General features: G+C 39.4%; 11 protein-coding genes, 2 rRNA genes and 1 riboswitch (1 of these 14 cut by a window edge). All 13 genes read right to left on the bottom strand.

Annotation, left to right across the window (positions count from 1 at the left end; translation table 11 throughout):
* Window positions 1-239 precede the first annotated feature (239 nt).
* Window positions 240-1,775: a bifunctional phosphoribosylaminoimidazolecarboxamide formyltransferase/IMP cyclohydrolase gene (gene purH / locus MKY00_RS01755; RefSeq protein ID WP_016716317.1), complete on the bottom strand. Its 1,536-nt coding sequence runs from the start codon at window positions 1,773-1,775 to the stop codon at window positions 240-242.
* Between the two features lie 24 nt (window positions 1,776-1,799).
* On the bottom strand, window positions 1,800-2,387 hold the full coding sequence (gene purN, locus MKY00_RS01750; protein WP_000088580.1) for a phosphoribosylglycinamide formyltransferase: 588 nt from the start codon (window positions 2,385-2,387) through the stop codon (window positions 1,800-1,802).
* Window positions 2,384-3,424, bottom strand: coding sequence for a phosphoribosylformylglycinamidine cyclo-ligase (gene purM, locus MKY00_RS01745; RefSeq protein ID WP_001262431.1), 1,041 nt, complete (start codon window positions 3,422-3,424; stop codon window positions 2,384-2,386). The genes purN and purM overlap by 4 nt, the downstream gene beginning before the upstream one ends.
* A gap of 102 nt (window positions 3,425-3,526) precedes the next feature.
* On the bottom strand, window positions 3,527-4,942 hold the full coding sequence (purF, locus tag MKY00_RS01740; protein WP_016716316.1) for an amidophosphoribosyltransferase: 1,416 nt from the start codon (window positions 4,940-4,942) through the stop codon (window positions 3,527-3,529).
* Complete coding sequence (gene purL / locus MKY00_RS01735; RefSeq protein ID WP_000055587.1) at window positions 4,927-7,146, bottom strand: phosphoribosylformylglycinamidine synthase II; 2,220 nt, start codon at window positions 7,144-7,146, stop codon at window positions 4,927-4,929. Before purL ends, purF begins: the two co-directional genes overlap by 16 nt.
* Window positions 7,130-7,813, bottom strand: coding sequence for a phosphoribosylformylglycinamidine synthase subunit PurQ (gene purQ, locus MKY00_RS01730; protein WP_000666779.1), 684 nt, complete (start codon window positions 7,811-7,813; stop codon window positions 7,130-7,132). Before purQ ends, purL begins: the two co-directional genes overlap by 17 nt.
* Complete coding sequence (gene purS / locus MKY00_RS01725; protein WP_000278826.1) at window positions 7,810-8,064, bottom strand: phosphoribosylformylglycinamidine synthase subunit PurS; 255 nt, start codon at window positions 8,062-8,064, stop codon at window positions 7,810-7,812. Before purS ends, purQ begins: the two co-directional genes overlap by 4 nt.
* Complete coding sequence (purC, locus tag MKY00_RS01720) at window positions 8,057-8,776, bottom strand: phosphoribosylaminoimidazolesuccinocarboxamide synthase (RefSeq protein ID WP_001170542.1); 720 nt, start codon at window positions 8,774-8,776, stop codon at window positions 8,057-8,059. The genes purS and purC overlap by 8 nt, the downstream gene beginning before the upstream one ends.
* Before the next feature lie 88 nt (window positions 8,777-8,864).
* Window positions 8,865-10,172, bottom strand: coding sequence for an adenylosuccinate lyase (gene purB, locus MKY00_RS01715; RefSeq protein WP_000625677.1), 1,308 nt, complete (start codon window positions 10,170-10,172; stop codon window positions 8,865-8,867).
* Window positions 10,169-11,320 carry a 5-(carboxyamino)imidazole ribonucleotide synthase gene (gene purK / locus MKY00_RS01710; protein ID WP_000196805.1) on the bottom strand — a complete coding sequence of 384 codons (1,152 nt, stop codon included), beginning with the start codon at window positions 11,318-11,320 and terminating at the stop codon, window positions 10,169-10,171. The genes purB and purK overlap by 4 nt, the downstream gene beginning before the upstream one ends.
* Window positions 11,317-11,802, bottom strand: a complete 486-nt coding sequence (gene purE / locus MKY00_RS01705) for a 5-(carboxyamino)imidazole ribonucleotide mutase (RefSeq protein WP_000839371.1) — start codon at window positions 11,800-11,802, stop codon at window positions 11,317-11,319. The genes purK and purE overlap by 4 nt, the downstream gene beginning before the upstream one ends.
* 110 nt (window positions 11,803-11,912) lie before the next feature.
* A riboswitch (purine riboswitch) is annotated at window positions 11,913-12,014 on the bottom strand.
* A 380-nt stretch (window positions 12,015-12,394) separates the two neighbouring features.
* Window positions 12,395-12,510: ribosomal RNA gene (gene rrf / locus MKY00_RS01700) — 5S ribosomal RNA — on the bottom strand.
* A 48-nt stretch (window positions 12,511-12,558) separates the two neighbouring features.
* Window positions 12,559-13,293 (bottom strand): 23S ribosomal RNA (locus MKY00_RS01695); it runs 2,187 nt beyond the window's last position.

Genomic DNA, 13,293 nt, shown 5'->3' with positions numbered 1-13,293 from the left:
AGTTTCCCTACATGAGTACCGCACTGGCAATGCAACGACGACATGCGAAGGTTATCTTAACCGGACTTTTAAACATCCATATCAATCAAAGTTTAAAAAGGAGGATTAAGAGAACCGAGCAGGTCGAGGCGCATTTGCCAGGAGGACACGGAGTGTAGTTTTCCTACATGAGTACCGCACTGGCAATGCAACGACGACATGCGAAGGTTATCTTAACCGGACTTTTTAAACATCCTCTATTAGTGTTTGAAATGACGTACGCCAGTGAACACCATCGCAATCCCATACGTATCCGCCACTTTAATAGAATCTTCATCACGGATCGATCCGCCTGGTTGAATGATTGCTGTAATTCCTGCTTTTGCTGCTTCTTCTAATGTATCTGGCATTGGGAAGAAAGCATCAGATGCAAGCGCGCTACCTTGTGCTTTTTCACCAGCTTGTGTAATTGCAATTTTTGCAGAACCTACACGGTTCATCTGTCCCGCACCGACACCAATTGTCATATCATCTTTCGCTAAAACAATTGCATTTGACTTCACATGTTTTACAACTTTCCAAGCTAGTTTTAAATCTTTCCATTCTTGCTCTGAAGGTTCACGTTTTGTTGGAATTGAAATTGTACTTTCATCTAATGATAACGTATCTTCCTCTTGAACAAGAAGTCCGCCTTGTACAGAAGTTAGTTTTTTGCTCGCACTTGTCGATTTTTCAATATTTACAGTTAGTAAACGTAAGTTTTTCTTACTTTGCAACACTTCTAAAGCTTCTTTTGAGAAAGAAGGTGCAATAATAATTTCTAAGAAAATTTCATGTAACTTTTCAGCTGTAGATTTGTCAATCTCACGATTCGCTGCAATAATCCCTCCAAAGATTGATACTGGATCCGCTTCATAAGCACGTGTGTATGCTTCATGAATATCAGTTCCTACTCCAACACCACATGGATTCATATGTTTTACTGCTACTACTGCTGGTTCTGTAAATTCTTTTACAATGCTAAGTGCTGCATCTGCATCATTAATATTGTTATATGATAATTCTTTACCATGTAATTGTTCTGCGTATGCAACAGAAGAAGTTGCTGCGAATGGCGCTTTATAGAAAGTTGCCTTTTGATGTGGGTTCTCGCCATAACGTAAGTCTTGCTTTTTCTCAAATGTCACAGTTAATGTTTCTGGGCTTTCTTCACCCATTTGCTCTGTTAAGTAGTTAGAGATTAACGCATCATATGCTGCTGTATGGCGGAATACTTTCGCTGCTAATTTACGTTTCGTTTCTTCTTTTACTTCACCGTTCTCTTCCAGTTCTGCTAATACAACATCGTAATCTACTGGATCTACAATTACCGATACAAATTTGTGATTTTTCGCAGCAGAGCGAATCATTGTTGGGCCACCAATATCAATATTTTCAATTGCATCAGCAAATGTTACATCAGGCTTAGCGATTGTTTCTTTGAATGGGTATAAGTTAACGACAACAAAATCAATTGGCTCTATACCTAACTCATTCATTTGTGCTACATGCGTTTCATTATCGCGAACTGCTAATAGACCACCATGAATATTTGGATGTAATGTTTTCACACGACCATCCATAATTTCTGGGAAACCAGTTACTTCAGAAATACCGATTACTTGTAAGCCGTTTTCTTCTAGTAATTTTTTTGTACCGCCTGTTGATATAACTTCGATTCCTTGTTCTAGTAAACCTTTAACAAATTCTACTACTCCTGTTTTATCTGAAACACTTACTAATGCACGCTTTTTCATTTACCCTTCACCCCTGGTTGTATGTTAGTTAACAGTTGGTTCTTTCGTAGATTGAACAATTTGATTCACTGTATTTACGTATAATTTATGTTCAACTTGTTGAATTTTCTTTTGTAAGCTTTCTCTCGTATCCCCTTCAGAAACAACTACTGCTTCTTGTGCAATAATTGGCCCTGTATCCATACCTGCGTCTACATAATGAATCGTTACTCCAGTTACTTTCACACCTGCTTCTAACGCTTGACCAACAGCATCTTTCCCTGGAAAACTCGGTAATAGTGATGGATGAATATTAATAATCCTTCCGCCGTAAGCTTCTAGTAAAGTTGGTCCAATTAAACGCATATATCCAGCTAAAATAACATAATCAATTTCATACTCTTCTAGCTTCTTTAATATCTCTTTTTCAAACGCTTCTTTTGACTCATATGCTTTCGCTGAAAAAGCGAAACACGGGATATGATGATAATGTGCTCGCCCAACAGCGCGTGCTTCTGGTTTATCACATACTAATAAACTAATTTCTGCATCCAATCTTTTTTCTTCTACTGCATTAACGAGAGATTGAAAGTTAGATCCGCTTCCAGAAGCAAAAACTGCTAATCTACTCATAGCGCTGTGCCTCCATTAAAAGTAACGCCAGCTCCTTGTACAGTGCGTCCAATAATACGAGCAGTTTCTCCTTGCTCTTCAAGAAGACGAACAACATCTTTTGCATCTTCTTCCTTCACCGCTACTACCATACCAATACCCATGTTAAAAATATTGAACATTTCTTTCTCTTCCAGCTTGCCAACTTCTTGAAGTAAACTAAAGATCGGCTGAATTTCCCAAGATCCTAATTCAATTTCTGCACCGATTTCTTCTGGTAACATACGTGGAATATTTTCAATGAATCCGCCACCTGTAATATGTGCCATACCGTATACTTCATATTTCTTCAATAGTTCTAAAATAGGTTTGACATAAATTTTCGTTGGTTTTAATAATTCTTCACCAAGAGGTAGCTCTAAGCGTCCGTAAATGCGATCTAAAGATAGTTCTCCATCTTCTAGTAATACTTTTCGTACTAAAGAATAACCGTTACTATGAATACCGCTAGATGCTAAGCCAATTAATACGTGACCAGCTTCAATTTTTTCACCTGTTACAATTTTCTTTTTATCAACGATCCCAACTGTAAAACCAGCTAAATCGTATTCTTCTGTAGAATACATTCCTGGCATTTCAGCTGTTTCTCCACCAATTAAAGCACAACCTGCTTGGCGACAGCCCTCTGATATACCTTTGACGATGTTTTCAATTTTACTAGGTTCAGCTTTACCACAAGCAATATAATCAAGGAAGAAAAGCGGCTCTGCTCCTTGGACAACAATATCATTTACACACATTGCTACCGCATCAATACCAATTGTGTCATGTTTATCTGCCATAAAAGCGAGCATCAATTTCGTTCCCACGCCATCTGTTCCAGATACTAATACAGGTTCTTCTAATGCAAATTTTGATAGGTCAAACATACCTCCAAAACCGCCTAAACCGCCTAGTACTTCTTTTCTCATTGTTGTTTGTACGTGTTTTTTCATGCGAGATACCGCTTCATATCCAGCTTCAATATCTACTCCTGCTTGCTTATATGCATTCGCCATCGTTATCTACACCTCGTCTTTTAATTTCTCCCTATCCTGTGCGGGCCGTTTTAAGAAAGAAGCTAGCTTCTACATCAAAAAGAAGTAGAAGCTTTTTTCTTCTTATTTCATACTTTCTAAAAGCTCTTGCTCATAATCATAAAGAGCTGTTGGATAATCTCCGTTGAAGTACGCCATACATAGGCCACCGTATTTCCCTTCATATGGACGTCCAATTGCATCTACTAATCCATCTTCACTTAAAAATGTTAATGAGTCTGCACCGATCATTTCACGAATTTCTTCTACCGTATGATTTGCTGCAATTAATTCTTTTCTCGTTTGAATATCAATGCCATAGAAACATGGATATTTCAAAGGTGGTGAAGCTATTCTTACGTGAACTTCTGTCGCTCCAGCCTCGCGAAGCATACGAACAATTCGTTTACTCGTTGTTCCTCGTACGATAGAATCATCAATCATAACAACTCGTTTTCCTTCAACTACACCTCTTACTGCTGAAAGCTTCATCTTAACCCCTTGCTCTCGCAGTTCCTGAGAAGGTTGAATAAACGTACGTCCAACGTAACGATTTTTAATTAATCCTAACTCATATGGAATACCTGTCGCCTCCGCATAACCAATTGCTGCTGAAATGCTAGAGTCTGGTACACCAGTAACAACATCAGCTTCAATAGGAGCTTCTGCCGCCAACCGTTTCCCCATGTTTTTACGTGCTGCATGGACATTAACACCAGCGATATTTGAATCTGGGCGCGCGAAGTAAATGTATTCCATACTGCAAATTGCATGTTCTACATCATTTGTAAAACGATCTACGTGAATTCCATCATCATTAATGATAAGTAATTCACCCGGTTCTACATCACGAATGTATGTTGCACCTACTACATCAAAAGCACATGTTTCTGATGCTACAACGTAAGCATCTCCCATCATTCCAATTGAAAGGGGACGGAATCCATTTGGATCTAGCGCAACAATCATTTCATTTCCAGTTAGTAAAAGATATGCAAACGCACCTTTCACTTTATTTAGAGCTTCTTTTACACTTTCAATTAACGAATCTTTCGTACTACGTTTAATAAGATGTAAAAGTACTTCTGTATCTGAACTTGTTTGAAAAATACTTCCCTCTGCCTCTAATTCACGACGAAGCATTTTTGCATTAATTAAATTCCCGTTATGAGCTAATGCCATACTATGATCAGAAAAACGGAATAGTAATGGTTGAACGTTAGCCACTTCACTTCCACCAGCCGTCGCGTATCGTACGTGTCCGATTGCTGATTTTCCGTTCAATCCTTCTAGCTCTCCTCTTGAAAACACTTCTGATATTAAGCCTAACCCCTTGTGACCGACGATTTTTTCTCCATTATTTACGACAATGCCTGCGCCTTCTTGTCCACGGTGCTGTAAACTGTGCAATCCGTAGTATGAAACTTGTGCCGCATTTTCATGCCCCCAAATTCCGAAAACGCCACATTCTTCGTTTAACCCCTTTATTTCAGCAAGCATGGGATTGCCCCTTTCCAAGCCTTTCTCATTTCATCTACATTTGCTGTAAGTAACACTTCATTTTCTTCATTATGAATTGTCACTTCATTTGTATTTGTTACTTCTCCAACTTGAATTGCTTCTACCGCTTTCTCGAACGCTTCTTTATTTTCACGTTTTACAGTTATCACGAAGCGAGATTGTGATTCCGCAAATAATGCCGCTGTTGCTTCCCCGTCTAATTTCACAGTAGCACCTAAGCCGTTAGCACCAATTGCACTTTCTGAAATCGCAACTGCTAAACCACCTTCAGCAACGTCATGTGCAGATTGAACAAGGCCAGCTTGAATTGCTGCTAATACTTGTTTTTGACGTTTTAATTCTACGTCTAGATCGATACTTGGTGATTGGCCGAAAATTTTGCCGTGAAGCATTTTCTGTAATTCACTTCCACCAAACTCAGCTTTCGTCTCTCCGATAACATAAACTAAATCGCCAGCTTGCTTAAACTCTTGTGTTGTTACATGTTTTAAGTCATGTACTAGTCCGACCATCCCAACTGTCGGTGTTGGATATACCGCTTCACCACTACGTTCGTTATACATTGATACGTTTCCGCCTATAACTGGTGTTTGTAATGTGCGACAAGCTTCACTCATACCATCTACTGATTTCTCAATTTGCCAGAAGATTTCTGGTTTCTCTGGATTACCGAAGTTTAAGCAATCTGTAATTGCAAGTGGCTCTCCTCCAGAACATACGATATTACGTGCTGCCTCTGCTACTGCAATTTTACCGCCCATTTCTGGATCTAAATAAATGTAGCGAGAGTTACAATCTGTCGTCATTGCTAATCCTTTTTCTGTACCGCGTACACGTACAACTGCTGCATCTGAACCCGGTGTAACAACTGTGCTTGTGCGAACTTGATAATCATATTGATCATAAACCCACTCTTTACTTGCAATCGTCGGTTGTTGTAATAGAGCGAATAACGTTTCTTTATAATTTTCTACTTTTGGTGTTTCCATTTTCATCTGCTGGAATTCAGCAAAGTATGCTGCTTCTTGTGATGGTTTATGATAAATTGGCGCTTCTTCTGCAAGAGCATCCGCTGGTACTTCAGCTACCATTTCACCTTTATGGAATAAACGAAGCATTTTGTCTTCCGTTACTTTCCCCATCGTAACGGCTGCAAGACCATACTTCTCAAATAAATCTACTATCTCTTGCTCTCTACCTTTTTTCACAACAATTAACATACGCTCTTGTGATTCAGATAGCATCATTTCATATGGTGTCATTCCTGTTTCTCGTTGTGGTACATCATCTAAGTACATTTCAATACCCATTCCTGCTTTACTTGCCATTTCTGCAGAAGATGATGTTAAACCAGCTGCACCCATATCTTGAATTCCAACAAGTGCATCCGATTGAATAAGTTCTAAACAAGCTTCAATAAGAAGTTTCTCCATAAATGGATCTCCTACTTGAACTGCTGGACGCTTCGCTTCTGAGCTTTCAGATAACTCTTCAGATGCGAATGTAGCACCGTGGATACCATCACGACCAGTTGATGCTCCTACGTACATTACTGTGTTTCCAGCACCGTGCGCTTGCCCTTTTTTAATGTCTTCGTGGTTAATTAAGCCTACGCACATTGCATTTACAAGTGGATTTCCTTCATAACATGGATCAAACTGTACTTCGCCGCCAACAGTCGGAATACCGATACAGTTACCGTATCCCGCAATTCCTGCTACTACTTCTTCGAATAAGTATTTCACACGTGGTGATTGTAATTCTCCAAATCGAAGTGAGTTTAATAGAGCTACTGGACGTGCTCCCATAGAGAATACGTCACGAATAATACCGCCAACACCTGTTGCTGCTCCTTGATATGGTTCAATAGCAGAAGGGTGGTTATGACTTTCCATTTTAAATACAACCGCTTGATTATCACCGATGTCCACAATTCCAGCACCTTCCCCAGGCCCTTGCAAGACGCGCTCACCTGTTGTTGGGAATTTTCGAAGTACTGGTTTTGAATTTTTATAACTACAATGTTCAGACCACATAACAGAGAATAATCCTGTTTCTGTATAATTTGGCAGACGGCCTAAAATCTTTTCAACCATGGCGAACTCTTCGTCTGTTAGCCCCATTTCCGCATATATGCGCTCTTCTTTAATTTGTGTTGGATTTGGTTCAAGCATTAACGACATATGTTTCCCTCCACTGTTTTAAGATAGATTGAAAGACTTTTAACCCTTCAGCACCGCCAAGTAATTCATCTACAGCACGCTCTGGGTGTGGCATCATACCCAGTACATTTCCTTTTTCGTTTACAATACCAGCAATATCTGAAACGCTTCCGTTCGGGTTTTCTACGTAACGGAATGCGATTTGATTATTCTCTTCTAATTGTTTAAGAGTCTCTTCATCACAATAGTAATTCCCCTCACCATGTGCAATTGGAATATTGATTACTTCATCTTTTTCATATTGTGATGTAAACATTGTTTCATTATTTTCAACACGTAACTGAACTGTTCGACACATAAATTTTAAGTTTTCATTTCTCATTAATGCTCCTGGTAATAATCCTGATTCAACAAGAATCTGGAATCCATTACATACACCTAAAATTGGCTTTCCTTGCTCAGCAGCTTTCTGTACTGCTTTCATTGCATTCGCAAAGCGAGAAATAGCACCGCAGCGTAAGTAGTCACCATAAGAGAAACCACCTGGTAGTAGAATTGCATCATATTCATCTAAATTCTCTGTATCGTGCCAAACGTAATCTACTTCTTCGCCAAGCTCATCTTTAATTGCATGGAACATATCGACATCACAGTTCGAACCTGGAAATACTATTACGGCAAATTTCACTGTGCGACAACCTCCTCAACTTCATAACGGAAGTCTTCCATTACAACGTTTGCTAATAGTTTTTCACACATTTCCTTTACCTTGCTATCTAAGTCAGTTACCGATTTATCAATTGTTAGTTCCATGTACTTTCCAATTCGAACATCTTGTACTTCTGTGAATGAAAGGCTATGAAGTGCTCCTTTTACTGCTGTTCCTTGTGGATCTAATACGCTTTCTCTTAATGTTACATATACCTTAACTTTATACATGTGAAATTCCCCCTAAACGTTTTAAAATCTCTTCATAAGCATCTGTTAAATTTCCAAGATCACGACGGAATACGTCTTTATCAAACTTCTCATTGCTCGTTTCATCCCATAAACGGCAAGTATCTGGTGAAATTTCATCTGCTAAAATGATTTCTCCTTCATCCGTTACACCAAACTCTAATTTGAAATCTACTAATCTTACACGACAGCTTGCGAAATGATCAATCAACACTTGATTGATTTGTAGAGCCATATCTCGTAATACGCTTACTTGCTCTGGCGATGCAACGTTTAATACACGAATATGATCTTCCGTTACAAGCGGATCTCCTAAATCATCATCTTTGAAGTAAAATTCTACGATTGGTTCTGCAAGTACAGTTCCCTCTTCCATTCCTAATCGTTTTGAAAGACTTCCTGCAATTACATTTCTTGTGACAACTTCTAAAGGAATAATACTCACTTTTTTAACAAGTTGTTCTGTTTCAGATAGCTTCTCAACAAAGTGTGTTTTAATTCCTACTTCTTGTAACTTTCTGAACAATAAAGTTGTAATCTCATTGTTCAAACGACCTTTTCCTGTAATCGTCTCTTTTTTCTCCCCATTGAAAGCAGTCGCACTATCTTTGTACTCTACCCAAACCATATCTGCTGATTCTGTACGATAAATTCTTTTTGCCTTACCTTCATACAGCAATTCTAGCTTTTGCATTTCGCAAGCCCCCTGTAGTTTGAAAAATGTGAATAATGTTTTTATAAAGAATGGCACAGAATGACTCTATTCTGTGCCATATGAAATTTTACGCTTCGTTTAATCCAAGGCGTTCAAAGATTGTATCAACGTGTTGCATATGATGCTCATAGTTGAAGCATTCATTAATTTCTTCTTGTGTTAACTTGCTCGTAATACGCTCATCAGCTTCTACAAGCTCTTTAAATTGTACTTGTGTTTCCCAAGCTTCCATTGCTTTAGGTTGTACGATATCGTAAGCTTCTTCACGCACCATACCTTTGTCAATTAACGTAAGCATTACGCGCTGAGAATAAATTAAGCCGTATGTTCTTGTCATATTACGTTTCATATTCTCTGGGTATACAGTTAAGTTTTTAACAATATTACCAAAGCGGTTTAGCATGTAATTTAACGCGATTGTAGCATCTGGTAAAATTACGCGTTCTGCTGAAGAGTGAGAAATATCACGCTCATGCCATAATGGAACATTCTCATAAGCTGTCATCATATAACCGCGGATAACACGAGCTAAACCAGTCATATTTTCAGATCCAATTGGATTACGCTTATGCGGCATTGCAGAAGAACCTTTTTGACCTTTGGCGAAAGCTTCTTCAACTTCACGTGTTTCACTCTTTTGTAAACCACGAATCTCAACTGCCATCTTTTCGATAGACGTTGCGATTAATGCAAGTGTTGACATGTAATGTGCATGGCGATCACGTTGCAATGTTTGTGTTGAAATTGGTGCTGCTTCTAATCCTAAGTTTTCACAAACATACTTTTCTACGAATGGATCGATATTTGCATATGTACCAACCGCACCAGATAATTTACCAACACGAACTGTATTAGCAGCTTGTTTGAAACGCTCTACGTTACGTTTCATTTCTTCATACCAAAGACCAAGTTTTAAACCGAATGTTGTTGGTTCTGCATGAACACCGTGTGTTCTTCCCATCATGATCGTGTATTTATGCTCTTTCGCTTTGTTAGCTAAAATACTTACAAAGTTTTCTAAGTCTTTTAATATGATTTCATTCGCTTGTTTTAAAATGTAAGATAACGCTGTATCTACTACGTCTGTAGATGTTAAACCGTAATGAATCCATTTACGTTCCTCGCCTAATGCTGGTGTTTCTGATACAGCACGAGTGAATGCAACTACGTCATGACGTGTCTCTTTTTCAATCTCATAAATACGATCAATATCAAATGATGCATGCTCACGAATTTTTTTAACATCTTCTTTCGGAATATCGCCAAGCTCAGCCCATGCTTCACAAGCTAAAATCTCAACTTCTAACCACGCTTTAAATTTGTTCTCTTCCGTCCAAATTGCACCCATTTCTGGGCGTGTATAACGACTAATCATCTTTTTCCCTCCAACAGTTGTTCTTGATGGTCCCAAATATGCAAACTCTTCGCTTTTTCTAGAGCGACTTCAATATTATCATTTAAAATATTAACATGCCCCATTTTTCGCTGCGCTTTTGCTTCTTCTTTTCCATACAAGTGTAAATAGCACCCGGTTAATCTATTCACTTGTCTTAGGACCCCTTCTATATGTTCGCCTAAAATGTTTACCATGACAACTGGTTTTAACAAATTTGTTTCTCCAAGAGGTAAATTACAGATTGCTCGAATATGTTGGCCGAATTGACTCGTTTCACATGCATCCTGTGTATAGTGTCCTGAATTGTGAGGTCTTGGTGCTAATTCATTAATGTAAATCTCACCATCAGCTGTAGCAAACATCTCTACCGCTAGTGTTCCCACAAGTTCTAGTTCATCCGCAAGCACTTTTGCATAAGCAATAGCTTTTTGAGAAAGTTCTTCTGTAATGCGAGCTGGAACGATGGATTCATGCAAAATGTTATTTACATGAATATTTTCCGCTACCGGAAATACTTTCGTTTCACCACTTACACTACGAATGACAATAACTGATACTTCTTTTTCAAAAGGCACCCATTTCTCTAAAATACACTCTGCCGCATTCGCAAGCTCTCGCGCTGTATCAACGTCAGCCTCACTTCTTAAAACAACTTGCCCTTTCCCATCATATCCGCCTGTCGTCGTTTTTAAGACGGAAGGATATGATAACTCAGCGATTGCTTCAGTAAGCTGACCTTGATTTTGAACTACTCTATACGTTGCTACTGGTAACCCTGCTTTCTCAATCGCATTCTTTTCTGTAAAACGATTTTGCGTTTTACTTAACAACTGACTGCCTTGCGGTAAGTAAGCATGTTTTTCAAGCCATTGTAAACATCTATAATCAATATTCTCAAATTCATATGTGACAACATCACTGATCTCTGCTAAATGCTGAATTGCTTTTAAATCGTCATATGATGCAACAATTTCAATATCAGCAACTTGTGCACATGGTGAGTTTTTTGTAGGATCTAAAACAGCAATTTTATATCCCATCTCCTTAGCCGCCAATGCCATCATTCTTCCTAGCTGGCCGCCTCCAATAATACCGATTGTTTTTCCAGGTAAAATGATTCTCGTCATACTAGCTCACTACCTTCGCGCACATCTTTTTCAATTGCTTCTCTTCTCAATTCTAATGCATCATATATGTCATCATGGAATGATCCAAGTATTTGTGCAGCAAGTAAACCAGCATTTGTTGAACCAGCCTTACCAATTGCAACAGTTGCAACTGGAACCCCTCCTGGCATTTGGACGATGGATAATAATGAATCTAAGCCGTTTAACGCTTTTGATTGAACTGGAACTCCGATTACAGGAAGATTCGTCTTCGCTGCAACCATTCCTGGTAAATGTGCTGCTCCACCAGCTCCAGCAATAATAACTTTCAATCCACGTTCACGAGCCGTCTCTGCATATTCAAACATATAATCCGGAGTCCGATGAGCGGATACAACTTTTTTCTCATACGGTATATTTAATTCATCTAAAATGTCACAAGCATATTTCATTGTTTCCCAGTCTGACGTGCTTCCCATTATGACTCCAACTAGTGATTTCATATTAGAATCCCCCCGATTCAAATAAAAAAAGCCTGAAATAGAACAGTTTCTCTTTTACTATGAGAGAAAGCGCTCTACTCAGGCATACGTATCCCTTGTGAATAGAAAAATACCGAGTGACTTTCCCTCATAGTCTAACGAATAACGGTCGTTAGGTAGAGACTTGCAGGCCATATCCCCGCGATTATATGAGGTCTTATATATTATTCTTTCTATGGCTATATTAACAATATTTCATAAACAATGTCAACAAATAATCGAATGTTTTTTTATTACTCACCAATAACGTTCGTGTTTTAGTTATATTCAAAAGAATAATTGTAACTATATGCAAGAAGGATAAGCAATTAGAATATATATTTCTAGAGATCTACCATACACAAAACGGTTTGTATAAAGAAATAACAGTTCCTATCATAAGGATTGTTTGGGAGCACTTAGAAAGCCTGAAAAGCAAAAAATCATTACTATTACCCTCAATAGCCTCATTTTCATTCTTTTCTCTCATTAAGATTACTAAATATATGAATTATGACATTTGATATATAAAAATAAACACAAAAAAACCTAAGTCGAAACGACTTAGGTTTTTGCTTGGCGACGTCCTACTCTCACAGGGACAAGGTCCCAACTACCATCGGCGCTAGAGAGCTTAACTTCCGTGTTCGGTATGGGAACGGGTGTGACCTCTCTGCCATCATCACCAAACTATGAAGGCATATTCCTTCAAAACTAGATAACATTGCTTCATATTATATGGTTAAGTCCTCGATCTATTAGTATTCGTCAGCTCCACATGTCACCATGCTTCCACCTCGAACCTATCAACCTGATCATCTTTCAGGGATCTTACTAGCTTACGCTATGGGAAATCTCATCTTGAGGGGGGCTTCATGCTTAGATGCTTTCAGCACTTATCCCTTCCGCACATAGCTACCCAGCTATGCCCTTGGCAGAACAACTGGTACACCAGCGGTGCGTCCATCCCGGTCCTCTCGTACTAAGGACAGCTCCTCTCAAATTTCCTACGCCCACGACGGATAGGGACCGAACTGTCTCACGACGTTCTGAACCCAGCTCGCGTACCGCTTTAATGGGCGAACAGCCCAACCCTTGGGACCGACTACAGCCCCAGGATGCGATGAGCCGACATCGAGGTGCCAAACCTCCCCGTCGATGTGGACTCTTGGGGGAGATAAGCCTGTTATCCCCGGGGTAGCTTTTATCCGTTGAGCGATGGCCCTTCCATGCGGAACCACCGGATCACTAAGCCCGACTTTCGTCCCTGCTCGACTTGTAGGTCTCGCAGTCAAGCTCCCTTATGCCTTTGCACTCTACGAATGATTTCCAACCATTCTGAGGGAACCTTTGGGCGCCTCCGTTACACTTTAGGAGGCGACCGCCCCAGTCAAACTGCCCACCTGACACTGTCTCCCGGGTCGATAAGACCCGTAGGTTAGAATTTCAATACAGTCAGGGCGGTATCCCACC

The organism is Bacillus sp. FSL R9-9834 (assembly GCF_038006905.1).
GTDB lineage: Bacteria > Bacillota > Bacilli > Bacillales > Bacillaceae_G > Bacillus_A > Bacillus_A pacificus.
Note: the sequence above shows the minus strand (reverse complement) of the source record. Positions and strands in the feature narration are given on the sequence as shown.